We start from the raw sequence: 26,424 nt of genomic DNA on the forward strand, positions 1-26,424 counted from the left end.
TCGCTCCTTTTTTAGTACGTTAAAATAGTGATAGATGTCTTCTCTTTGTGAGAAATAATTTTTGCACGTCCACCAATTGGAAAAGTGAAAATCGGGGTTGTATGCCCGAAACTTGCGTTTGCAATGATAGGGATATGTGCAAGTTCAGGTTTTGAAGCAATCATTTCTTGAATGTCTTCTATCGTACATTCTGCACCTTTTTGCATCTTTCCTATAACGATTCCCTTTATGTATTCAAAACCTTGCTGCTGCATAAGGGAATGTAAATAACGATCAAAAGTTTTAAGAGTAGATGTTCCAGTTAAACTATCTTCTTCAATAAATAAAATTTTCTCCTTTAAATTTGGCATATATGGTGTACCTTGCAGTAAGTTAAATGTGCTCATATTGCCACCGATAATATCTCCCGTAGCTTCTCCTTCTTGAATTGAAACATATCCTTCATTTTTAATAAATTCTCGATTTTCCTGATCTATATACCAAGAATCATCGCTCCATGTTTCAGATGGAAGGACTTCAATAGGCTCATTAGAAGTTAAGCACTTTAAAAAGTAATCGGTTGTATACCCGAGCCCTTTCTCCATTCCAAACGAAGAGAAATGGGGTCCTGAGTATGTAACAAGCCCTGTTTTTGCGTAAATTGCATTATTTAAGGCAGTAATATCAGAATAACCACAGAAAAATTTCGGGTTTTCACGAATTAAATCATAATCGAGATGTTTCAATAAACCATTTGAGTTGTATCCGCCAAGTGTAGTCAAAATAGCTTTTACATTAGGGTCTCGAAATGCTTCATGGAGGTCTTGAATGCGGGAAGAAATAGAGGAGGAAGCAAATCGATCTATCTCATCAGCATATTTTGAGAATGTAACTTGAAAGCCCATGTCAGTTAATCTTTTTATAGCAAGTTTTCTATTTTCATTTGAAACAATACTTAAACTACACGATGGTGAAATCACTCGTATTTCAGCACCCTTTTTTAACTTTGTTGGTATCACTACATTCACCTCTTTAATTGAAAGAATATTTAGATTTAAAAAATATTTTATCATATGAAATAAAGTAGAAGTGAATTATTTTTTGAAATGGAGTTTTCCTGATTTTTCAGCAGACAGACAGAGTCTTTTTTTGATATGATAGGAAAAGTGATTTATTATAAGTAGTATTTAATATCTATAACATTTGAAAGGTGTGCAAGACGTGGAGAAACAACTTGCAGGCTTGCCGGTACACGTTCATTTCGTAACAGAAATCCGTGAAGGGGCGAGGAAGGAAACCGTTGCTTTTGAAGCAAATGGTCAATACTATGTAAAAGGTCAAGGTACATATGTAACATTCCAGGAGCCGAACGAACAAGGCGAAGTGAAAACAATTATTAAAATTCAAGATGAACAAGTTCTCATTATGCGTTCAGGTGCTGTTTCTATGCGTCAGACGCATGCGAAAGGTGAATGGACAACTGGTACGTATACGAGTGAACTTGGTACGTTTGCATTGCAAACAAAGACTGATAACGTTCTTTTTAAATGGTCGGATGAAAAGAAAAAAGGACAACTCTTCTTAACGTACGCATTGCTTCTAAGTGAACAAGAAGCTGGCAGATATACTATTACAATTAATTTGAAGGAGGCAAAATAATGAATTCCTTAGAACAGGTAAAAGGATTGATTAAAGAAGAAATTCAGGCTGCTGTATTAAAGGCAGAATTAGCGACAGAAGAACAAATTCCAAACGTTGTATTAGAATCTCCAAAAGATAAAACAAATGGTGACTTCTCTACAAATATGGCAATGCAACTTGCACGCGTTGCGAAAAAAGCACCTCGTATGATTGCAGAAGAACTAGTTGCAAACTTCGATAAAGCAAAAGCTTCTATTGAAAAAATTGAAATCGCTGGTCCTGGTTTTATTAACTTCTATATGGATAATAGCTACTTAACAGATTTAATTCCAACAATCGTAAACGCTGGTGAAGCTTACGGTGAAACGAATACTGGTAAAGGTGAAAAAGTACAAGTTGAGTTCGTATCTGCGAATCCAACAGGTGACCTTCACTTAGGACATGCACGCGGTGCGGCAGTAGGTGACACTTTATGTAACCTATTAGCAAAAGCAGGATACGATGTATCTCGTGAGTACTACATTAATGACGCTGGTAACCAAATTCATAACTTAGCTCTTTCTGTTGAAGCTCGTTACATGCAAGCTTTAGGCTTAGAAAAAGAAATGCCAGAAGACGGATACCATGGTGCGGATATCATTGGAATTGGTAAACGTTTAGCAGAAGAATTCGGTGATCGTTATGCGAAAGCTGATGAAAAAGAAAGCTATGAATTCTACCGTGAGTACGGTTTAAAATATGAATTAGCAAAACTTCAAAAAGACTTAGAAAGCTTCCGTGTTAAATTTGATGTATGGTTCTCAGAAACATCATTATACAAAAACGGGAAAATTGATCAAGCACTTGCTGTATTAAAAGAGCGCGATGAGATCTTTGAAGAAGACGGTGCAACTTGGTTCCGTTCAATGACTTACGGTGACGATAAAAACCGTGTATTAATTAAAAATGATGGTTCTTACACATACTTAACGCCAGATATCGCGTATCATCGTGATAAATTAGAGCGTGGTTTCGATAAGTTAATTAACATTTGGGGTGCTGACCATCACGGTTATATTCCACGTATGAAAGCTGCTATTCAAGCACTTGGTTACGATAAAGACACGCTTGAAGTAGAAATCATCCAAATGGTACAACTATACCAAAATGGTGAAAAAATGAAGATGAGTAAGCGTACGGGTAAAGCAGTTACACTTCGTGAGCTTATGGAAGAAGTAGGCGTGGACGCAATGCGTTACTTCTTCGCAATGCGTAGCGGTGACTCTCATTTAGACTTCGATATGGACTTAGCTGTATCAAAATCTAATGAAAACCCAGTATACTATGCACAATACGCTCACGCTCGCGTATGCAGCATCCTTCGCCAAGGTGAAGAATTAGGATTAGCTACAGGCGGAGATGTGAACTACAAACTTGTTACTTCTGAAAAAGAAGTAGAGTTACTGAAAAAACTTGGTGAATTCCCAGCGGTAGTTGCGGATGCAGCACAAAAACGTCTACCACACCGTATTACAAACTATGCATTTGAATTAGCAGCAACATTACACAGCTTCTACAATGCAGAAAAAGTATTAAACCAAGATAATTTAGAATTAAGTAAAGCTCGTTACGAGTTAATGAAAGCAGTACGCACTACACTTCAAAATGCATTAGCAATCGTAGGAGTATCTGCACCAGAAAAAATGTAATTAAGAAAAGCGGAAGCGGACTTTCGTTTTTAAATAAAAGGCAATCACACGATGTTGTGATTGCCTTTTTATGTGGAGATAATAAAAAAATAAAATTTTATCAAACAAAAAGGGAATTTGCGTCGTCTTATATAAATGACAGGAGGCTTATGATGGAAGAAAAGGTAGAAGAATTAATTGATATATATAAGAAGCAAATATATTCCTTATGCTATAAGTTAGCGAAAACGAAAGAAGATGCGGAAGATATTTTTCAAGAGACGTGGATAAAGGTTTTTTCATCAAGGCACCAACTTTCTTATGTGGATAAAGGAGTTAAAGGAAATCTGTGAATCGAAAAAAGGTAGTTTTACAGTTACTTTAAAAGCAAATGAAGAGTATGTATTGAATATAAGTGGATTAAAAGTGAAAGATGGATTCGTAAAAGTGAATTGGCAAGAGAAATAAAAGGGGCCCTATAAAGGACCTCTTTTTTATTGAATAGTATAAGTAACAGAAAAACTAACAGGACTATAGTAAACGTAAGGTGCATGAAATTGAACATACATATTTCCATCTGTTTTTGCAGTGAAAATTCGGCCGTAACCATCAGAATAACGTCCAATTAGGTTATGATTTGAGTCATAAACACTGTAACTAGGAGTTTTGCTGTTAGGATGAATTGTTAGTTCTTGTCCTTTTTGAAGGAAAATAGGTTCTTGTTCAGAACTACCTCCAGTTTGCAAAGAATAAAATTTTGTAAAGCTTTGTTCTTGAGCGGCAGCAGCGACTTTTGTTTCAGGAATAAACGCAGTAGCTCCAGTAATTCCTGCTAAAGTTAATGCACCTGCTAAAATCATTTTTTTCATAATAGAAAAAGCCTCCTTATTAGTTGTAATCGGTGTTGTTACAGTTAATATTGTATACGATAATGGGTAGGATAAAATATGCTTTTATGCATATATATTTTTTCTCAATAAAAGACCACTGATAAAATCAGTGGTCTTTTAAATGATTAAGCAGCTTTCTGTTCAGTTTGAGGAACAGGTTTTTGAAGCGAGTTATAAACTCCTGTTCCGATAACGTCTAATGCCATTCTCATTCGTTCAGGTGAAATGTTTTCTAATACGTTATCTTGAGGTGTATGGTATACCTTCTCAATATGATAGATTAATGGATTCCAACTATCGACACCCATCCAAATGAATAGAGCAGCAGGAATACCAGCTTCAGCAAATGGAACATGATCACTAGAACCGAATTTACCTTGTAGGACGAGGTCATTATTTAGTTGTTTACCTGCTTGCAAGGCAGCGTCTGTTACAAAGTTTGTAGAGCCATCAGGTGTCATAGCGTATAAATTCTTTGCTTTATCATAATTTGTTGCAACCATGTCGGCGTTAAAGACACCTAAAATACGGTCGCGTTCTTTTTGGGATAGACTATTCACGTAATAATCCGAACCAAGTAATCCAGTTTCTTCAGAACCAAAGGTAATAAAGCGAATTTCTTTATCAGTTTCTACATTTTGAAAAGCACGAGCTAGTTCTAATACTAATCCAGTTCCAGAAGCATTATCATTTGCGCCAGGTGCTCCGACAACACTATCATAGTGCGAGCTTACAACGACTGCTTTTTGATTACCTGTACTCTTCTTTGGTTTCTTTTTGGCGATAACATTTAGAGATGTTAATTTAGATTCATGTCTCGCTTTTAGGGAAAGAATTGTTGTCCCTTTTTTAGCGATTTCTTCTTTAAATGCATTTCCTTGCGCATAAGCAAGACCAAAGACAGGGATAGATTGCTTTTTCGTTAGGCGGGGATTGAAGGTTTGTCCATAATTTCCGCGTCCGCCAATTAAACTGTATAAAAGAACACCTTTTGCACCTTTGCTAACAGCATTTTCAACTTGTTTATTATAGTCTGTAACTGTCGTTCCTCTTTCAAATAAAACAATTTTACCGTTTACTTCATTTGGAATATCTTCTAATTTTGTCCCACCTTGAACAAAGATAAGGGGAGCTGTAACAGCTTCTGTAGAAATGAGTGCATTAGGAGCAGCACCAGCTTGCCAATTACGTTTTGTTGATAGTGGTGATTCAATGAATCCAACGTATTGATCGGGCACCTGAAATGGTTGATATTCTACGTCATAGCCCATTGATTTAAGCTGCATACCAATGTAACGAGAAGCCCATTCTTCGGATTTTGTTCCACCGGGGCGAGGACCAATTGTTTCAGATAAGAAACGAACATGTTCAATCGCGCGGTTTGGATCAATCTGTTTTGTAATAGATGGAGTTTGTGTAACCTCTGACGTGGAATCCGCTTTTGCTTGCCCAATTGGAGCTAAGCTAACAGCGAGTGATACAGCAAGCAAAGAGCTTACTATTTTTTGTTTCAATGATTTTCTCATTTTTTCCTCTCCTATTCTTCTATTCTCTCTGACTGACAAAAGAAGACGGATAATGACTTTATTTTACCTTTGCACCTTTTATTTTTCAATATTCTGACATTGAGAAATAAAAACGATATATGCATATTTGCATATTTTTGAGGGAGATATGTATGCTATCATTTTAAACGAAGGTTCGCTTTCTACTCTGAAAGCTCCTACATTGCATGAATCTAGTGTACCCAAACTTTAGATTATGTAGAGGAATGGAATCACTGTAGGGTTTCATTTCTCATGTTTGAATCAGTTGATGGTAATTATGTTTCCGCATTTCATAATTATTATCAGTGATATATGTAAGGCATCCATATGAAAATAAGAGGCTGTTCAAAGGTTTTCCGTACTTTTGGGCAGCCTCACCCCGTTAAAAGGACGATACTTTATGTATCGTCCTTTTTGTATAAAAAAACATCCAATCAATTGGGAGATTGATTGGATGTGAAAAAATTATTAATAATTTTTTTTGCGTTTTGTAGCCAAAATACTTAATAATCCAGCTAGTAGAAGAAGGATACCTACTGTTTGTGTAGGGTCTTCTTTATGACCTGTATTTGGAAGGTGTTTATCCGTATTTCGATCATCTTGCTGTTTGTTATCTGTTTTATTCGATGTTTCTTCGGAAGTTCCGTTTTCGTGTTTCTCAGATATTTCATTGCCTTTGTTTTCTTCTTTATTTGGAGGAGTAACTGGCTTGTCATCTCCACCTGAAGAAGATTCAATTTTTTTATTTGAAACTGTAATTTGTAGTGGCGTAGCTTGGGCTTTATCAATTGTAAAGTTTATTGGTGATGCATCTAATTGATAGCCTTTAGGAGCCTTTGTTTCTACTAATTGATAAGTACCAGGTTTCAAATCATTTACGATTACTTTTCCGTGTTGATCTGTTTTTAAACCTTCTCGGATAACTTTTCCATCTTGGTCTAAAATATTGAAAATGGCACCTTCAAGTGTTCCATGGTGATCAATATCAACTTTAGTTAACTCAATTGAACCTGTTGTTAAACTATTTAAGGCTGTAACAGAGGTAACCTGAGATTGTCCTTTCGTAATTGTGAAAGGAATTGGTTTAACGTTTAAATCATAGCCAGTTGGAGCTTTCGTTTCAATGAACTGATAGTCACCTGGACGTAAATTAGAAACAGAAATCTTACCATCTTTATCAGTAGTTAAGTCGGTGCGAACGTCTTTGCCGTTCATATCCACAATTTTAAAGATAGCCCCTTTAAGAGTAGTGCCATCGATGTCATCAACTTTAATTAATTCAACTGCACCTTTCGTTAAGCTGTTAGTAGCAGTAACAGAGGCGATTTTTTCTTGGCCTTTTTTAACTGTGAACTTAATAGGTGTGTCGTTTAAGTCATAGTGTTCAGGAGCTTTTGTTTCAATAAACTCATAGTCTCCTGGTGGTAATTCATCCACAACTAAACGGCCGTTTTTATCAGTAGTTAAATCGGTACGAACATCGTGTCCATCCTTATTAACAATTTTAAATACTGCACCTTCAAGTGTTGTGTTTTGCTTGGTATCATCAACTTTAATTAACTCCACACTACCTTTCGTTAAGCTATTAATAGCTGTAACGAAGACATGCTTTGTTTGACTTCTTTCGATTGTGAACTTAATTGGTTCTTCATTTAAGTCGTAATGTTTAGGAGCTTTCGTTTCAATAAATTGATAGTCTCCTGGTTGTAGGTCTTTCGCGATGATTTTACCATCTTTATTTGTAACTAAATTCGTACGAATGTCGTTACCATTCATATCAGTAATTTTAAATACCGCACCTTCTAGCATCTCTTTTTTATCTACAGAGTCAATTTTCGTTAATTCCACGCCACCTTTTGTTAGGCCGTTCTTAGCAGTAACAGAAACGTGAGTTAGTTGACTTCTCTCGATAGTGAAATCGATAGGTGTTTTATTTAAATCGTAATCTTTCGGAGCTTTCGTTTCAATGAACTGATAATCTCCCGGACGTAAATCAGAAACAGAAATCTTTCCATCTTTATCAGTAGTTAAATCAGAACGAACAATTTTACCCTTCGCATCGATGATGTTAAACACTGCATCAGAAAGTTTTGTATCTGGATTTATATCATCCACTTTTATTAATTCTACAGTACCCTCAGTTAAGCTATTTGTAGCAGTAACTTGGAGCTTTTCTTTTTGGCTTTTCTTAATTGTAAACTTAATAGGTGTACTATCTAATTTATAGTGTTCAGGAGCTTTCGTTTCAACAAACTGATAGTCCCCAGGACGTAAGTCAGAAACAGAAATTTTTCCATGTACATCTGTTGTAAGCTCAGTGCGAATGTCGTTACCATTCATATCAGTAATTTTAAATATCGCATCTTTAAGAGCAGTACCATCTACATCATCTACTTTAGAAAGTTCCACAGCGCCTTTCGTTAAGCTATTTGTAGCTGTAACGGAGATAGGATCAGCTTGGCTCTTTGTGATTGTGAATGGAATTGGCTCTTTGTTTAAATCATAGTGTTTCGGAGCCGTTGTCTCGATGAATTGATAATCACCAGGACGTAGGTCAGAAACGCTAATTTTACCTTGTTGATTCGTAACAAGATCTTTGCGAATTACAGTGCCATTCATATCCACAATTTTAAATACTGCGCCTTCAAGAGTAGTGCCATCGACATCATCCACTTTAGAAAGTTCCACGCCACCTTTTGTTAAACTATTTTTCATAGTAACGGTAGCAATATCTTTTTGGCTTTTTTCAATTGTAAATATAATTGGTTTTTTGTCTAAATCATAGTGTTCAGGAGCCGTTATTTCAACGAATTGATACGTACCAGGACGTAAGTTTTCGATAACGATTTTACCTTCACTGTTTGTTTTTAAATCTGTTTTAAGTACTTTGCCATCTTGATCTAGTAAATTAAATACCGCATCGGCAAGTTTTGTTTGAGTGTTTAAATCATCAACTTTAAGTAATTCGATACTACCTTGTTTTAAGCTATTTGTAGCAGTTAAAGAAATAGCTTTCTTCTGTCCTTTTTCAATAGTGAATTTGATTGGTGTTTCATCTAAAACGTAATGCTTAGGAGCTTTCGTTTCGATAAATTGGTAATCACCAGGACGTAGGTCGTTAATTTCGATTATTCCTTGTTCATTTGTAACAAGGTCTTTATGAACTACATCACCGTTCATATTAACAATTTTAAATACTGCATCTTTAAGAACAGTGCCATCAACATCGTCTACTTTAGAAAGTTTAACTGCACCCTTTGTTAAAGCGTTTGTAGCAGTGAGATGAAGAGTTTCAGTTTGGCTCTTTTTAATTGTAAATACGATAGGTTTTTTATCTAAATCGTAATGTTCAGGAGCAATTGTTTCAACGAATTGATACGTACCAGGACGTAGATTTTCAACAACAATTTTACCTTCATCATTTGTTTTTAAGCCTTCTTCAACTAGCTCCCCGTCTGCATCTAATAAATTAAATACGGCGTTAGCAAGTTTTGTATTCATATCAATATCGTCAATCTTTGTTAGTTCAACGCTACCTTTTTTCAAAGCATTTTTGCCTGTAACATTGATCTCTTTCGTTTGACTTCTTTCAATTGTAAATGGAATCGTTGTTTCATCTAATACATAGTGCTCAGGAGCAATTGTTTCAATGAACTGATAGTCTCCAGGGCGTAAATCAGAAACAGAAATTTTACCGTTTTTATCTGTAACAAGATTCGTATGAACTTCCTTACCATTCATATCAACAATCTTAAAGATTGCACCTTCGAGCATCGTACGATCGATGTCATCAATTTTTGTTAATGTTACTGCACCTTTCTTTAAACTGTTAGTAGCAGTAACAGTAATATTCTCTTTTTGACTTTTTTCGATAGTAAACGGAATAGAGTCTTTGCTTAAGCTATAGTCTTTTGGAGCTTTTACTTCAACAAATTGATAGTCTCCAGGACGTAAATCAGAAGCAGTAATTTTACCGTTTTTATCAGTCGTTAAACCTTTGCGAATTACCTTTTTAGTATCATGAGCGTCAACGATTATAAATTCTGCACCTTCAAGAGTAGTGCCATCAACATCATCAACTTTTGTTAAAGTGACGCCACCTGTAAGTAAACTATTTTTTACAGTAACAGGGATAGGAAGATCTTCCTTACTACCTTTTTTAATTGTGAACTTAATAGGTGTTTTGTCTAATTTATAATGTTCAGGGGCTTTTGTTTCGATAAATTGATAATCCCCTGGTGCTAAATCAGGAATAACTAATACTCCGTAATCATCTGTTGTTAAATCTTTCATAATTTCTTTGCCAGTTGCGTCTTGCAATGTGAATACAGCGCCGGCAAGAGCTTTACTACTTTCCACATCATCTTCTTTAATAAGTTTAACTTTTCCTTTCGTTAAACTATTTTTAAATGTAAGTGGAAGGAGTTTTTGTTGTCCTTTTTCGATTGTAAATTCAATTGGTTCTACATTTACATCGTAATAAGTTGGAGCCTTTGTTTCGATAAGTTTATAGTTACCAGGACGTAAGTCATCTACAACTAGCATTCCTTTACTATTCGTAACAAGGTCCGTACGAACATCTTCATTAGTATCTCTATTAACGATTTTAAATACAGCACCTTCAAGTGTTTCCTTTTCATCTGCAGCATTCACTTTTGTTAACTCAATACCGCCTTTTGTTAAACTGTTTTTAGCGGTAACAGTAGCCTGAGTTGTTTGACTTTCTGTAATCGTAAATTTAATTGGTTTTGTATTTTTGTCGTAATACTTCGGTGCTGTTACTTCGATAAATTTGTAATCGCCAGGGCGTAAGCCAGTAGCGATAGCTTTACCATCCGCGCCAGTTTTTACATTTTCGCGAATGACTTTCTTTTCATCATTTGCATCAACAATTTTAAATACAGCACCTTCAAGAGCTGTACCATCGATATCATCAACTTTTGTTAATTCAACATCCCCTGGTTTTAAAGCATTTTCAGCTTTCACAAGTAGAGTTTCTTTCTGACTTCTATCGATTGTAAATTCAATAGGTTCTGCTCGTAAAACGTAATGTTCAGGAGCAGCTATTTCAATAAATTTATAGGTACCAGGACGTAGGTTACTAACTTTAACTTTACCGTTTTTATCAGTAGTTAAGTTAGTGTGAGGGGAAACGTCATTATTATTTGTATCGACAAGTTTGAATACAGCACCTTCTAGTGGTTTTTTCTCACCAAACTCATCAACTTTTAATAATTCAACCTCGCCCGTTTTTAAGCTGTTATTTGCCGTAACAGTAGCAAGAGCTTGTTGGCTTTTATCAATTGTAAACTCGATAGGGTTTGTACTTAACGTATAATCCTTAGGAGCTTCTGTTTCGATAAATTTATAAACACCAGGCTCTAGATCTTTAACGGTAACTTTTCCATCTGAACCTGTTTTTATATTTTCACGAATTACTTGTTTCTCGTCATTCGCATCGACAATTTTAAATACAGCACCTTCAAGGGCAGTGCCATCGACATCATCGACTTTTGTTAAAGTGACACCACCTTTAATGAGGTGATTCGTCGCAGTAACAGTAACTGCTTTCTTTTGACTTTTTATAATTGTAAACTCAATTGGTTTTTTATCTATGTCGTAATCTTTAGGTGCTTTTTCTTCGACAAATTGATAGTCTCCAGGGCGTAAATCTTTTGCTTCGATTTGTCCTTGATCATTTGTCGTTAATTTTTCATATCCACGAATTACTTTGTTATATCGATCGCGTACACTGAACTCCGCACCTGCTAAAGTTTTTCCATCTTTATCGAATTTTGTTAAAATGGCCGATCCTGGAATCAAACTGTTTATTGCAGTTCGGTTTATTACTGTTGTTTGATCTTCTTTGATTGTGAATTGAATAGGTGTACTGTCTAATTTATAATGCTCAGGAGCAGTTGTTTCTTGTAAGTAGTAAGTTCCTGGTTTTAAATTATCTACAGTAATTTGTCCTTGATCATTTGTTGTTAATTTTTCGTGTTCTGAAATTATTTTTTTGTCTTTATCAAGTAGTGTGAAAACGGCACCTTGCAGTGTGACGTTTTTATTCAGGTCATCAGACTTTGTTAAAACTACTTTACCGACAAACTTCTTATTTGCAAGTTTATATGTTGTAGTCTCTTGTGTACCAAGTTCAACAATTTTCCCTTGTTTTAAATCCCAGCTAATTACATAGCCTTCAGGAGCCTTTGTTTCTTTTAATAAATATTTATCGCGTTTTAAATTATTAAATTTAGCGATACCGTCTTTGTCTGTTGTAATTTTACGGATAACAGTTTTACCTGTACGATCGTATAAAGTAAATTCTGCCCCAGCTAATAGTGCGTTCTTATTGTCGTTATCTACCTTTATAATTTCAAGGTTTCCACGGCCTTTAGTAGCAGATCCTCCGCCTGAACCAGAAGACATTCTCACTTCAATCGTTTCAGTAGTTTCTGTGTTTTTAACTGTCAACTTATTGCCTGTGATTTTCGCTTTATTACTTACTTTTTCTTTATCGTCTGCATTAATAAGTGAGCGATATTCTAAAATATAAGCTCGATCAATTTTTTTCAAGAAGGCAATTTCGAAATGTTGCTTTCCGGTATTATTGTCTGTTGTTATTTTGAGTTTATAGTCTGTTCCTTCTTTTAATTCGTTTACTGTATCTTTTGTTAAATTTCCATATGGATCAACAGTTGTAGGATATAAGTGGAATGAATCTTCCACAATTACCTGATTTTCGGTTGGGTCATCTGTTACAACGGCATCTGCAATGGTTGATTGGCTTTCGTTAATTGCGATACTCCAATTAATATAGTTGTCGTCTTGCACAGCTTTTTTAGTAACGAAGCTACCACCTTTATTTACTTGAGTGTCACCTGTAAGGGTGTTTACGATTTTAGAGCCATCTTTTAAATCTGCCTCGTTTTTGTAGGTGCCTTGGATAAGTTCACCATCAAGGCTTGTTTTAAAGATAATATAGTAAGGTGAATTAATTGATTGTTTGAAATGAACCTTTAGGGTGTTTTTATTTTTCTCTGTAGGTTCTTCAAGTTCATATTTCTCAGTTGGTACAGCATTACCAGGTTGTGCATTATCAGGATTTCCATTTAGAATCATATCGCGCACTTCAATGGATCCAGGCACTAATTTTTGTTTATCTTGTATTACGTCTATAACATAAGGATCTTTAATCTCAACATTATTATAGTTAAAGCCTATTATCCAAGTAATTTCCTTCGTTTGGGCGTTATAAGAACCGTATTTATAACCATTTGCCTTTGTGAAAGTATCAGGATCGAAATTAGCTTCAACTTTATTTGATTGTGGATTAGAATCCGTATCTATCCAAGAAAGGTTACCTGTATTTTTAAATGAAGTTTTACCACTTTCTAGCTTTGTATAATCAAAGTCTGTCGTATATTTTACGACTAATGTCTTTGTCATATTAGACTGATACGTACCTATAAGAGTAATTTTGAAGCCTTTATCTGTTACATCTAAAACATAGTCAGTCCCAGCTTGAAGGGTATAATTTCCGTCTTTAATTTCTAGTTTCTTATCTTTTAATTGTAATCCACCATGATCAAAGGTGTCCGTAATAATCGCGTTGCTTAATGGATAGTTGTTATTATTTACTATAATTGTCCAAGTTGTTGTTTTGTCTTTATAATTTGTTTCAGCTTTATTATTAGATTTAATAATATTTTGCTGCTTGAAGCTAGCTTCATTTTCTTTACTTGAATCATTATCAGCTGTAACTTTATTTTTTACTTTTCCATCTTCTATAACTTTATTAGTTGGCTTAGTTTTATAGGTAATCACATAAGCACTATTAATATCATCATTAAACTGTAAATCGAATCCATTCTTCTTGTTACTTACAGTGTAATTATTAACAGCGTCTCCTGTTACAAGCGTTCCTTTTTCATTATATGAAGCGTTTTTTACAACAATAGAATTTGCATCTAGTTCGTGTGTATCGTCAAAAATATCTTTTAAAATCGCACCTGCTTTTTTGATCTCTCTTTGATCACCATTGTAAGTAATTGTCCACTCAATTGTTTGCGTCTTTGGATCATATTTACTTGTTTTATTTAAGTGTGTACCACGAGAAACCGTTACAGTAGAACTTGCGTTTTGTTGCTTTTGATTATCACTCGTTATCGTAACGTTATTTCGGAAACTTTTAATATTTTCATCAGTAATTTTTGTGGCATATTCGATTTGATATGCTTTATTGATAGAATCTTTGAAAGCAATCTCCAATTTTGAGCCATCTGATGAAATAATATTGTAATCTGTTGGCTCAGCTTCTGCACCACGCGTTACATTCCCATTAACATCAACTTCTAAATAATAAACTTTAATAGAATCTTTATTTAAGCTTGTACCCTGTGGAATGTTATCTTTAAAAACAGCGTTTTTAAGGGTGTCTTTCGTTTTGTTCATCTCTACTTTCCAATTAATTTCATTTGTATTAATTGGTCTATCAGGTAAACCCTTTTTATTCGTAGCTGTTTGTACATTAGGCTTAAAGTCAACTGTAATAGAAACATCCTTATCTTTAATCGGGAAAGGAATTTCTTGTGTTGTTGTACCTTTAATTTCAGCTTTATTAAATTCTGTCTTTAATTGTAGGTTACCAGCAACATCTGGATGCTCTTCAACATAATCGTTGAATGTCATCGTGACTTTTCCATCTTTTGTAACAGTAAAATTACCAATTTGATGGTTTTCACTATCATATAAAGGACTGTTAATTGTATTGTAAATCTTAAAATGTTTAGGAAGATCAAAAATATAGTAATCTCCATTTTTCACATTCATTGATTTTAAAAGTTCCCATGTAAACTCAATATTGGCAGGGGAATCTGTATTTGGACGGTTATCCTCTGTAAATGGTTTTCCGTCTTTATCCGTCAACTTTACACTGGTTAAAATGTTTGTTGTTATTTGCTTTGGACCTGAATTTGTATTCTCAGCAGGGTCGCTTGATAGCTTTTGTTCTGGATTGTCAGTAGCAATTTTAGCTGCTGGGTTTTGTTCCGGATTATCAGTGGCAGTTTTAGCTGCTGGGTTTTGTTCCGGATTATCGGTAACAGTTTTAGTTGCTGGGTTTTGTTCCGGATTATCAGTGGCAGTTTTAGCTGCTGGGTTTTGTTCCGGATTATCAGTAACAGTTTTAGCTACTGGATCTTGCGCTTGTTTATTAGTATCCTGTTTGGTGCCATCTTCTTTAGAGTTTTCTACTTGAACAGGAACTGATATAGGCTGAACCATTGTTCCTAAAGGAAAAGCGATTTGAACTGATTTTTCCCCAGGTTTTAAAGTTGAGTTAAACACGGTATCAACTTTAATTTTTCCTTTAGCGTCTTTCAAATTTTCTACTTGATCATTAAATATTAATTTTAATTTATTATCTTTAGCTGTTATAAAATATTGACCAATATTTTTTTGATCTGTTACTAAATCTCCTTGCAAATCTTTAGATACTTTTAATGCAAGTGGTATTTGAACTACTGCTGTATCATTTGCGTGTGCAACTTGTTGATCTTTTATTGACCAAGCGTATTCTACTTGAATGGTTGATCCTATCTTTATTAAATTGTTAGGATTTTTTGATTCGTCAATAATATGATTCGTTGCATCTTTCATTTCAACAGTGTCAAATAAGGAATCTCCTGTTAAGGTTTCCGCTCTTACTTGATTGTATGGAAAACTAGCAAGTTGCGAAAATAGTACGAATACAATTAAACATACATTAAAAAGTTTTTTCATTTTTCCTCCTCTGAACATTCATTTGTCCATTGGGGACTTATTCCACATGAACAAATGGAATATTAAAAGTATTTGTTATAAGCTATTTATTTTTGTTATCCCTCCGTTTCTATACGCGTTCTCAGACAAACAGAATTATGTTCAAAGCAATATTATTTAACGTAAAACAAAATGTATATTTACACAGTTCTATGGAAATATACACAATTCGACAAAAAATGTCGAAAAAAATACTGATATAAATAATGATATCAGACCTTTATATGTGAGATAGTTTTCATGTATATCTAGTAAAAAAGAATGGTTATAAAGGTAAGTTTTACGATACATACTAACCAAGGTAGTGTATCCCTTTGTGAAGGCTTATTTTTGCCTTAAAGTTATGTGGAAATAAAAATCTAGATAGGGTTGGTTTTGGTCAGAATGAAGACAATATGTACTTTGAAAATAGTCATTTATTTTGTCTAAAGAGAGTTGTGCGACTAGTGGACCGAAGTTGAAAGGTGATAGTTTCTTACATTGTTAGAGAAATATAAGGATTACAGAATATTCGACTAACACGTTACTACGGTCATTTTTGAGCCTGTTTAAACAATAAGAAAGAAGGTGTTTTACTCCTTAGTTACAATATCTTTTTAGTAAAGATAAGCTTAAGTAACCTCCGCTAAAGATTATATACTTAAATGATAAAGAGTTCAACAATGGTTCACATATTTTCCCAAAAATAAAAACGGCTGTTTTATGTGGAATAAATCTACAAAACAGCCGTTTTTGATATTAGATTTCTGTTAAGATTATTGGCTCGCCGCGTGTTACGACAACAGTATGTTCACATTGTGCAACAAGACTTTTATCAGGTGTAACGAATGTCCAACCGTCGTCACCACGTTCAATAATATGATCAGCTTTCATAGAGATGAACGGTTCTACAGCGATAACAAGACCGTCTTTTAGAAGCGCATTATCCATTGGATCATAGTAACTTAAAATGTGATTTGGTGCTTCATGTAAGCTAAGACCAATGCCGTGACCAGTTAAGTTTTGAATAACATTGTATCCACTTTTATGTGCGAAGTTTGAAACAGCACGACCAATTTGATTTTGTTTTGAGCCAGCTCTAACCTTTTTCATTGCTGCCCAAAATGCATCAACTGCTGCTTGGCAAAGTTTTTCTTTTGCCTCGTCTTCTCCAAGAACAAATGAAATGCCTGTATCTGCATAATAGCCATCAAGTGCAGCAGATACATCGACGTTTACTAAGTCGCCTTCTTTTAATACACGATCTCCTGGAATACCATGAGCAACTTCTTCATTTACACTAATGCAAGTTACACCTGGAAAATCATATTCTTTTTCAGGTGCAGAAATAGCACCATGTTCATCTAATACTTTTTTACCGATCAAATCAAGCTCTTTCGTTGTCATACCTGGCTTCGCTTGTTTTTTCATTTCTTCACGTGCAAGCGCAACGATGCGGCCGATTTTTCGTAAGCCTTCTAAATCTTGTTCATTACGAATAATCATGAAAACCACTGTCCTTCCTCGAATATATATCTTATCCGATTGTATCATGTTTATTTTCGTCCTGCTACTCGCTTGCGGTATACGGGTTGATTCCTCTCATAAAGAATACATGACAATTGTCATGACGCATCATACTGTTTCCTAAGTTTTCCAAGTAATACAATATAAATATAAGAAACAGCGGGGGTGGAGAGATGGAAAAGATTATTGAAGTAAATGGTGTTTCTAAAACATTTAAACATAAAAACGCAGTAAATAATGTTTCATTTCATGTAAATAAAGGGGAAATAGTAGCGTTGCTTGGGCCAAATGGTGCTGGGAAAACAACGACGATGTCGATGATGCTTGGATTAAAGGAACCAACGGAAGGTAAGGTCTCTATATTTGGAAAGAGTCCAAAGCATAGAGATGTTCGTAATAGCCTCGGTGCGATGCTGCAAGAAGTAAGTGTCATTGATAGTATTACGGTGGAAGAGGCAATTGAGTTATTCCGTAGTTATTATACGAATCCTATAGCGAAAGAAACGTTACTGCAGTTATCAAATTTAGAATCAGAGCGAAAGCAAAGATGTGAGAAGTTATCAGGTGGGCAAAAAAGAAGGTTAAACTTTGCGCTTGCATTTGCGGGAAATCCAGATTTGTTATTTTTAGATGAGCCGACAGTCGGAATGGATATTACGTCTCGAAGAACGTTTTGGGAAACGATTCGAAAGTTAGCAAGTGAAGGGAAAACGATTATTTTAACGACGCATTATTTAGAAGAAGCAGATGCTTTAGCAAATCGTATCTTATTATTTGCGAACGGAAAGATTATCGCAGATGGTACACCAGACGAAATGAAAGCAACAATTTCGAGAAAAACAATCACATTTTACTCAAAGGAAAGCATTCCTACAAAATTACTAAAGGAATTACCAAATGTAACAGAAGTAAAGTCAAACGAAGGACGCTTCATTTTAACAACGGAGGATACGGATGCAACTTTAAAAGCCATTTATCAAAGGAGTTTACCTGTAACAGATGTTTCAGTTGAACGTGGAAGTCTTGATGAGGCATTTGAACAATTCGTTGCAAATCAGAAGGAGGAAATCGCATGAGAGCGTTATGGATGCAGTGCAAAATAGAAATTTTACGTACATTCCGCAATAAATTATTTATCTTTTTCTCATTATTAATGCCTGTTATGTTTTACTACATTTTCACAAATGTTGTTCAAGTACCACAAAACGGAGATGCGTGGAAAGCACACTATTTAATTTCGATGGCAACTTTCAGTATTGTAGGGACTGCACTCTTTAGTTTCGGTGTGAGACTTTCTCAGGAAAGAGGGCAAGGATGGACACATCTTCTAAAAATTACACCGCTTCCAGAGGGAGCATATTTAACAGCAAAAATTATCGCTCAAACAGTAGTAAATGCTTTTTCAATATTAGTTATCTTTATTGCAGGGATACTAATTAATCATGTTGAGTTAACGGTAGGGCAATGGATAGGTGCGGGGTTATGGTTATTGTTAGGGGTAACACCATTTTTAGCGTTAGGAACAGTAATAGGTTCCATTAAGAAGGCGGACGCAGCTGCTGGCTTAGCAAATATTTTAAATATGAGTTTAGCTATAGTTGGCGGGTTGTGGATGCCGATTGAAGTATTCCCAAAAATATTAAGAACGATTGGTGAATGGACACCGACATACCATTTCGGAAGTGGTGCGTGGGATATTGTAGCTGGAAAATCAATTGGATGGGAAAATATCGCGGTATTAGGAGGTTATTTCCTTATATTTGTTGTAGTATCAATATATATAAGAAAAAGACAGGAAGCGGTATAAATGATAGAGAAGAAGAGGATTGAGATTTTTCCGAAACATATGGGATTTTTTCCGTACATGTGGTTTGTTTATCTATTATTTCCAATTTATCACTTAGCACAAGCATCAGGATGGAAGCTTGTGCTAGGAAGCAGTATGTTGATACTTTTTATTATCACATACCGTCAGCTATATTTTGTTCAGAAGACGTTTATTTTATGGGCATGCATTCAAATGATACTCATCTTTTTATTTGCTTTATTTTATAATCCTTTTATGATATTTTTTGGCTTTTTCACAGCAAGTGCGATGGGATTTGCGCCAAATAAGAAAGTATTTCGAGTGCTGTTATGCTCGTTAGTTATAATGCTTGGAGCATTTTTATTTGTAAATATGAATCAACTAACAACTACAAGTTTAGTAAATATCGTTCCGATGTTTATCTTAATGCTTCTTACGCCATTTGGTATGCGTAATTTTAATCAGAAAAAGATGTTAAGAAATCAATTAGATGAGGCGAACGAGCAAATTAAAGATTTAGTAAAACGTGAAGAACGGCAGCGAATTGCAAGAGATCTTCATGACACATTAGGGCATACCTTATCTCTTATTACTTTAAAAAGCCAGCTCGTTGAGAAGTTAATTGTGAAAAATCCAGAGCGTGCAAGTGCGGAAGCGAAGGAAATTACACAAACTTCTCGTACCGCCTTAAAACAGCTTAGAGAATTAATTTCTGATATGCGTATGATTACGGTAGAAGAAGAGCTAGAGCAAATAAAAGCGATCTTACAAGCAGCTAATATTGAATTAGAAGTGAGGCAAGAAGCAAGATCGAGCTCGTTATCACCAATTGAACAAAATATTGTCGGGATGTGTTTACGTGAGGCCGTTACAAATGTTGTAAAACATAGTAAGGCAACGCGGTGCGCAGTTTCTGTATTAGAATCACAAGGTGAACTGATTTTGAAAGTAGAAGATAACGGAATCGGTTTAACAGATCAAAATCATGATGGAAATGGTATTCGCGGTATGAAAGAACGAATTGCTCTTATTGATGGATTTGTTGAACTAGGTACAATCAATCCAGGGACGTTATTAACGGTAAAAGTTCCAGTTGTTATTAGAACAGGAAAAGATGAGGTGAGGGCATGATTCGAATTATTATTGCAGAAGACCAGCGGATGCTTCGTGGTGCATTAGGGGCCCTGCTTGATCTAGAAGATGATATCGAAGTAATTGGGCAAGCTGCGAACGGGGAAGAGGCGTTAAAATTAATTGAATCGTTAAAGCCAGATGTAAGTATTATGGATATTGAAATGCCGATTCAAAGTGGATTGGATGTCGCTGAGACTTTAAAGAAAGAAAAATCATCATGCAAAGTAATGATTTTAACAACATTTGCACGGCCGGGATATTTTGAAAGAGCAATGAAAGCTGGTGTGCACGGCTATTTATTAAAGGATAGCCCAAGTGAAGATTTAGCGGCAGCAATTCGTAATGTAATGAAGGGGAAACGAGAGGTCTCCCAAGATTTAATGTTTGGCTTATGGCAGGAGCAAAATCCGTTGTCAGATCGCGAAAAGGAAGTACTGTTGCTTGCGAAAGAAGGAAAGACGGCAAACGAAATTGCGAAGGCACTTTATCTTTCGCCGGGTACAGTACGTAATTATATTTCTGAAGTATTAGCGAAGCTTGATGCGAAAAATAGAATTGAGGCAATTACAATTGCGGAAGAAAAGGGTTGGATATAAAAAGAAGGTTATCTATGAGAGGTAACCTTCTTTTTATAATTATTGTACTTCTATTACTTGATTTACTTTTTGTAACGGTTTGTAACCGTGTGCTTCAAATGCCTTTGCAAATTCATTTGATACGGCAGTGCCATATAAATCTTTTGAAGCTTGTACGATATGAGATTGAAGTGATTCAAAGTCTTCAGCGGAAGTTGCATAATTTTGCAATGCACGCATAACAACTTTACTTACTTTTTCATTTCCTTGTTTTTGAACAGCAATACCGTTATATGTTTTACCTTCAGCTAATTGATATAATACGTGACTGATAATACCAGAATTCACGTGTGATTCTTGATTATTACCATCGTTATAGAAATCTTGTAAATTTGTATATAGTTTATGACCGCCGTCACCAATTTCCCTTGGGATATCACGAATTGTTAGGCCACCTAATGTATCGCCCATAATCCAGTTTCCTTTATCTTTCTTTACGTAATATTCGATTTGTGTACCCCAGAAATCCGCTAATCCCTCGTTTAGTGCAGATGTTTCAGCGCTTGGATATCTCACAACTTTATTTTTCGTCGTGCCACTGAATACAGCATGTCCAAATTCATGAGCTGTTACATCAAGAGCGGATGTTAGTTTTCCGTCTAAACCATCACCAAATACCATTTGGTTCCAAGCGGGATGCCAAAATGCATTTACATAGTCTTCTTTTACACCATCACTAACTTCAGTAGAATCAAAACCGTGTACACTAGCAACAACTTTTGAATCTTTATTGTCGTAACTTTTTAGATTATGTTCTTTCTTAAAGTAATCGTAAATATCACTCATGTTCTTCATAGCGCCCGCGGCTTCTTTATCTGCAAAATTAGGAGTACTACTTGAAATTAGTGTCCCTGGATAACCAGCTTGACTATATCCTCCAAGGGAATCGGCGTAGTTTGCATTATAAATATAAATACCATTTCCGCGTGATAAATCCGCTAAATAAAATTTTCCATCAGTTCCTTTGGCAATATTGAAAGAGATGTTTTCTTGAAGTGCATTTTTCCCAGTTCCTTGCTCACTTGCAGGGGATAATCTAGGTGATGTTACTTGATTTATAGTCTTATTCTCTTTGTTTTTAATGAATTTTTCTTGAAAAAGTACTTCGCCAGTTTTTAAATCAACGATAGCATTGCCGTTTATAATTTGTTCATTGTTTTCATAAGTAAATGTAATAACAGTTGCGAATGTATAATAGCCATCTTTTTTCTTATAAACAACGGTTTCGCTAGAGAATTCAGTCTCAACTGCATCGCTTGGAATTTGAACTATATCGCGTAATTTAGATTTTACTTCATTTTTCGACAAAAAATTTGTTATAGTAAGATTAGGTTGTTGATTTAAATTTTGAATAACTTTACCACTAACAGTTGTGATCACTCCATTTTTATCTACTTTTACAATGAGATCTTGGCCATATACTTTATAGTTTTTATATGTTTGTGCAAGGCGAACTTCGGTTTGATTTTCTTTGGTTTCTTTATTGGTAGGTTGGAAATCTACATTTTTTTCAGTAGTGACTTGTTCTTGTTGAGCTTTCGCCCCATTTACCTCACCTTTTAAATACTTTTTAGCAATATTTTCTTTCGTATCATTTTGAGGTTGTGTTAATTTCCCGATTGTTAAACCAGGCTGAGCAATTTCAACTTTGACTGCACTTTTGTCTAATTCTTGAGCATGAATAGCTTCTGTTGATAAAGGGCAAAGAAGACCGAATGTAACGAAAGCACTAGCAAGTTTTCTATAATTCATCTATAACACTCCTAATCTATTATTGTATGTGAGATGAATTGTATGAAAAATTTGCCGAATTTTATATATATTATGCATTATTTCATATCAAAAATTGTCGAATTCACATTATTGTAGTGGTATGACAACTTAACAAATTAGATTGTTATAATGGGATGGTGAGTAAGTATGCACACAGAGAAATTAGGAAGTGAAATTAAGAAAATTAGAGTGTTGAGAGGATTAACACAAAAACAGTTATCCGAGAACATATGTCATCAATCGGAAGTGAGCAGAATTGAATCGGGTGCGGTATACCCAAGTATGGATATATTGCAAGGTATTGCAGCAAAGTTACAAGTTCCCATTATTCATTTTTATGAGGTACTCATTTATTCCGATATTGAGAGGAAAAAGCAGTTAAAAGATCAAATCATTATGCTTTGTAAGCAAAAGAAATATAAAGAAATTTATAATAAAGTATGGAATGAGTTGAAAAAGGAAGAATATCATCCTGAGTTTCAGCAATTTCTTCAATGGCAATATCATGTAGCAGCGTATGTATTGAAGAAAAGTGATTATGAATATTGCATTTTAGAATTGAAAAAATTATTAAATCAACAATTAACTGGGATTGATGTGTACCAAAATCTTTATATAGAGAATGCAATTGCAAATATTTATGCTGAAAATGGTTACTTTAAGAAGGGCATGGAGTTATTTGAAGGTATATTAAAGCAATTAGAGGCATTACCTGAAAATAAAGAGTTTGATGTGAAGGTAAGACATAATTATGCGAAAACATTATACTTAGATAATCAATATGAAGAGGCTCTTTATCAAATAAATAAAGCTATTGAAATATCGTGTCGAATTAATAGTATGGCATTGATTGGGCAGCTATACTATCAAAAAGGTGAATGTTTAGAAAAGCTAGGCTACGATGAGGTAGAGAGTGAAGAAGCTTATGAAAAAGCTTATTTCTTTTTTGATATACTAGAAATGCATACGTATAAAGAAAAGTTTATGAAAAAAATGACGAAATAAAATAACGCAAAAACTAAATATGCATAATTGCATAATGTATGGATAAATTTTCATGATATATTAAAAGAAAAAATGTGGGTGATGGAATATGAAGAAACTACTTATCGGTAGTCTATTAACGTTAGCAATGACATGGGGTATTTCATTAGCGGATACAGCTTTAGAGAAAAGCCAAGTAATTTCTCATGATGATCAAGAGGTACAATTAGCTTCAGATATGCCTTTTGAGTTTTAAAAAAAAACAACCGTCTTACTTAGACGGTTGTTTTTTTATGGAGTAACATCCAAACGTCTTTACTAGAAACAGGTTTGCTAATAAAGAATCCTTGAATGTGATCACAATTTTGTTTATGTAAAAATTCCCATTCTTCTTCCGTTTCTACACCTTCTGCAATCACTTTTAAATTTAGTTGTTTTGATAGTGTAATAATGGAAGAGACAATTGCTTCTTCTAAAGGGCTAGTTGTAATTCCACAAATAAACTCTCGAGCGATTTTTAATGTGTTGATTGGATATTTTGTTAAATAAGCTAAAGAACTATAACCAGTTCCAAAGTCGTCGATTGAAATTTGAATACCGAGATTTTGAAGTTGTTCGAGTTTTGCAACTACAGATTGATTTTGATTAATTGCGATGCTTTCCGTAATTTCAATATCTAGTGCTTCTGGTTTCAGTTCTGTTTCTTCCAATACCTTTGAAATAGTTGGGATTAAATCTGCATGGTTAAATTGAACAACAGATAGATTTACACCAACTTTTAAGTGAGAGAAACCTTGATTATGCCATCTTTTTGCCTCTAAACAAGCAGTACGTAAAATCCAATTGCCAAGTTCAATAATAAAACCAGTTTCCTCTGCTAGAGGGATAAATTGGGCAGGAGATACGATACCGAGTTTTGGATGCTTCCAACGTATTAATGCTTCAAAACCGATAATTTGTTTTGTTTTTGTGCTTACTTGTGGCTGGTATTCAAGGAAAAATTCATTTTGTTGTAATGCTTTTGAAAGTTCACCTTCTAAGAATTGAATTTCATTTTGAGCGATACTCATTTCTTTTGAGAAGAAAACAAATCTGTTTTTTCCATTTGCTTTCGCACGATACATAGCCATATCAGCATTTTTCATTAACTCATTTACATCAGTTCCATAATCAGGGTACATCGCAATTCCGATACTTGGTGTAATAGAGAGTTCTTCGCCTTGAATGAAGAATGGTTTGTTTAAAATAGTTAAAATCTGTTCAGCTATAAAAATTGCACTTTTTTCTGAGTACATTTCTGGCAATAGAATTGTAAACTCATCTCCACCTTGGCGAGCGACGATATCTTTTGAACGCAAGCAACCGCGTAATCTTTTTGCTACTTCAATTAATAATAAATCTCCAACGTCATGGCCAAGTCTATCGTTAATTTTTTTAAATCGATCTAAATCAAGGAATATGACGGCGACATCATTTGCGTTAGTTTGGGCTGTATTTAAAATGGCTTTTAAATCTTTTTCGAACTTTCGACGATTTGGTAATCCAGTAAGTGCATCGTGAAAGGCTAAATGTTCTACTTGTTTTTGTTTTTCATATAAGGTGGTAATATCACGTGCTATCCCAAACATTCCGACCACTTCTTTGTTTATAAAAGTAGGGATAAGTGTAATATGGAGATAATAATAATAGCCTTCTTGTTCTTTTGTACGAACTTCTAACGTTTGTGGCCTACCTTCCTTTGTAATTTGTAAAGCCTTCTTTAGTAGTTCGTGGTCTTTTGAATCAATGAAGTGTACCAGAGAATAGCTTGCCACTTCGCAATAATAGGCAGTAAATAAGCTTTCGCACGCCTTATTAGATTGTTGAAAAATGCCATTCATATTTAAAGAGAAAACGGCATCGGGATGGTCCTCGAATAAAGATTTATAACGTTGTTCACTTTTTGATAATGCAAATGCACCTTCTTCAACTTCGTCCTCTAGTTGTGTAGTCAACTGTTCATATGTATGAATTAGTGCTTGATTATCTTTCCACATGTAAAGTTGCCGCAAGAATAACAAAATAAGTGATAATACGAGACCGATTAACATGAATTTATCATCCCAAGGTTGAATGATAATAAAAGAAAAAGTAATAATTATACTAAAATAAGGTAGTATAAAACGTACATAATCGAATCGATAATATTTTGTTTTCGTTTCATGCTGCATTGGTTTATCTAAAATATATAGTATGGAAGAAAGTCCAATTAATAAAATAGAAGCAGTGTGTATTAAATAATTAATTTCAGCAGAAGTTTTCATCCCAAAATTCAATTGAAACAGATGAATATAACCGTATACGAGTATAATAGTGAAACCGATAATTAATGCAATTCTACTAGAAGAATATTGTTCTCTTCTATATAGGCTAATAACGGCGTAAATTACTAATGATTGTGCAATGAAATACCCAATTAAAATCCAAGTATCCTTTGTTAACATGCGGAAGCTTGAAAGGTCTAAGATAAAAGTTAAGGTGAAATAAATGTTCATAATAATAATAAAGATGCTATCGAATGAAAATTGAGAAAGCCCCTTAATAGAATAATTTTTTATAAACTTTATAGCAAATCCAACAAAGAGCAAAATATATTGTATGATAAAAAAAGGTAATGCTTTATATGAAAATATAGATTGATCATGTATAGAAAGTGAACTAAGAAATAGGGTTATCTCCATAACTAATCCACATAGGCAAGTACATAGTAATAAAATCCAAAATAGTTTATCACTGCGTTTCATTCTCTTAATAGCTTTATATAAACAGTGACAAGAAAAAAGTGCAGCGAAACAGAATAAGAAAAGAATTCCAATCTCCTTTATATGCGACTCATTTGGAATAAAGAGTATCCAAAGAGCAAATATAGATATGTATATTATGACAAATTGTACATATTTTTTTTGATTAATCATATTATGACTCCGTTTCAATAAAGTTGAATCTCGAGGGAATGCTAATTTAAATAATAGCATATAAAATAGGATGTTTTTTACTATA

15 protein-coding genes and 2 pseudogenes are annotated in these 26,424 nt (G+C 34.5%); 10 read left to right on the top strand and 7 right to left on the bottom strand.

The window, feature by feature from the left end:
* Positions 1-11: 11 nt before the first annotated feature.
* The gene (locus MR168_RS04465) at positions 12-998 is read right to left on the bottom strand and encodes a S66 family peptidase (protein WP_006922030.1); all 987 of its coding nucleotides are present in this window, start codon (positions 996-998) and stop codon (positions 12-14) included.
* A gap of 202 nt (positions 999-1,200) precedes the next feature.
* On the opposite strand from MR168_RS04465, the gene MR168_RS04470 reads away from it, so the two are divergent.
* From MR168_RS04470 to MR168_RS04485, 4 genes and pseudogenes are all read left to right on the top strand, one after another.
* A complete protein-coding gene (locus tag MR168_RS04470) occupies positions 1,201-1,638 on the top strand; it encodes a YwiB family protein (RefSeq protein WP_000414865.1) in 438 nt (145 codons plus the stop codon).
* The gene (gene argS / locus MR168_RS04475; protein WP_001086454.1) at positions 1,638-3,308 is read left to right on the top strand and encodes an arginine--tRNA ligase; all 1,671 of its coding nucleotides are present in this window, start codon (positions 1,638-1,640) and stop codon (positions 3,306-3,308) included. Before MR168_RS04470 ends, argS begins: the two co-directional genes overlap by 1 nt.
* Positions 3,309-3,397: 89 nt before the next feature.
* Positions 3,398-3,616: pseudogene (locus MR168_RS04480) on the top strand (sigma factor); the annotation flags it as partial.
* Positions 3,615-3,755: pseudogene (locus MR168_RS04485) on the top strand (anti-sigma factor); the annotation flags it as partial. The pseudogenes MR168_RS04480 and MR168_RS04485, both read left to right, overlap by 2 nt.
* A gap of 26 nt (positions 3,756-3,781) precedes the next feature.
* Here MR168_RS04485 and MR168_RS04490 read toward each other — a convergent pair.
* The 4 genes from MR168_RS04490 to map all read right to left on the bottom strand — a co-directional run bounded on the left by MR168_RS04490 (position 3,782) and on the right by map (position 17,079).
* Complete coding sequence (locus MR168_RS04490; RefSeq protein ID WP_000738221.1) at positions 3,782-4,156, bottom strand: hypothetical protein; 375 nt, start codon at positions 4,154-4,156, stop codon at positions 3,782-3,784.
* 146 nt (positions 4,157-4,302) lie between these two features.
* Positions 4,303-5,703: a M28 family metallopeptidase gene (locus MR168_RS04495; RefSeq protein WP_086412178.1), complete on the bottom strand. Its 1,401-nt coding sequence runs from the start codon at positions 5,701-5,703 to the stop codon at positions 4,303-4,305.
* Between the two features lie 489 nt (positions 5,704-6,192).
* Positions 6,193-15,507 carry a SpaA isopeptide-forming pilin-related protein gene (locus MR168_RS04500; RefSeq protein ID WP_242291199.1) on the bottom strand — a complete coding sequence of 3,105 codons (9,315 nt, stop codon included), beginning with the start codon at positions 15,505-15,507 and terminating at the stop codon, positions 6,193-6,195.
* A 777-nt stretch (positions 15,508-16,284) separates the two neighbouring features.
* A complete protein-coding gene (map, locus tag MR168_RS04505) occupies positions 16,285-17,079 on the bottom strand; it encodes a type I methionyl aminopeptidase (protein WP_003313889.1) in 795 nt (264 codons plus the stop codon).
* 146 nt (positions 17,080-17,225) lie between these two features.
* On the opposite strand from map, the gene MR168_RS04510 reads away from it, so the two are divergent.
* The 4 genes from MR168_RS04510 to MR168_RS04525 are packed head-to-tail and all read left to right on the top strand — an operon-like array spanning position 17,226 to position 20,589.
* Entirely contained in the window at positions 17,226-18,128 is a 903-nt protein-coding gene (locus MR168_RS04510; protein ID WP_086412176.1) for an ABC transporter ATP-binding protein, read from the top strand.
* Positions 18,125-18,859: an ABC transporter permease gene (locus MR168_RS04515; protein ID WP_001202431.1), complete on the top strand. Its 735-nt coding sequence runs from the start codon at positions 18,125-18,127 to the stop codon at positions 18,857-18,859. The genes MR168_RS04510 and MR168_RS04515 overlap by 4 nt, the downstream gene beginning before the upstream one ends.
* Positions 18,860-19,990, top strand: coding sequence for a sensor histidine kinase (locus MR168_RS04520; protein WP_000570615.1), 1,131 nt, complete (start codon positions 18,860-18,862; stop codon positions 19,988-19,990).
* The gene (locus MR168_RS04525; RefSeq protein WP_000619259.1) at positions 19,987-20,589 is read left to right on the top strand and encodes a response regulator transcription factor; all 603 of its coding nucleotides are present in this window, start codon (positions 19,987-19,989) and stop codon (positions 20,587-20,589) included. Before MR168_RS04520 ends, MR168_RS04525 begins: the two co-directional genes overlap by 4 nt.
* A gap of 39 nt (positions 20,590-20,628) precedes the next feature.
* Here the strand turns inward: MR168_RS04525 and MR168_RS04530 are convergent, their stop codons facing one another.
* Entirely contained in the window at positions 20,629-22,380 is a 1,752-nt protein-coding gene (locus tag MR168_RS04530) for a M4 family metallopeptidase (RefSeq protein ID WP_016123892.1), read from the bottom strand.
* A gap of 168 nt (positions 22,381-22,548) precedes the next feature.
* On the opposite strand from MR168_RS04530, the gene MR168_RS04535 reads away from it, so the two are divergent.
* Positions 22,549-23,406: a helix-turn-helix domain-containing protein gene (locus MR168_RS04535; RefSeq protein ID WP_242291200.1), complete on the top strand. Its 858-nt coding sequence runs from the start codon at positions 22,549-22,551 to the stop codon at positions 23,404-23,406.
* Between the two features lie 88 nt (positions 23,407-23,494).
* Positions 23,495-23,641 carry a quorum-sensing peptide PapR gene (locus MR168_RS04540; RefSeq protein WP_000734744.1) on the top strand — a complete coding sequence of 49 codons (147 nt, stop codon included), beginning with the start codon at positions 23,495-23,497 and terminating at the stop codon, positions 23,639-23,641.
* A gap of 19 nt (positions 23,642-23,660) precedes the next feature.
* Here MR168_RS04540 and MR168_RS04545 read toward each other — a convergent pair whose 3' ends face one another.
* Positions 23,661-26,339, bottom strand: coding sequence for a DUF4084 domain-containing protein (locus MR168_RS04545; RefSeq protein WP_016123891.1), 2,679 nt, complete (start codon positions 26,337-26,339; stop codon positions 23,661-23,663).
* Positions 26,340-26,424: the final 85 nt, after the last annotated feature.

The sequence above is a fragment of the Bacillus cereus group sp. BfR-BA-01356 genome (genome assembly GCF_022663635.1).
GTDB classification, from domain to species: domain Bacteria; phylum Bacillota; class Bacilli; order Bacillales; family Bacillaceae_G; genus Bacillus_A; species Bacillus_A cereus.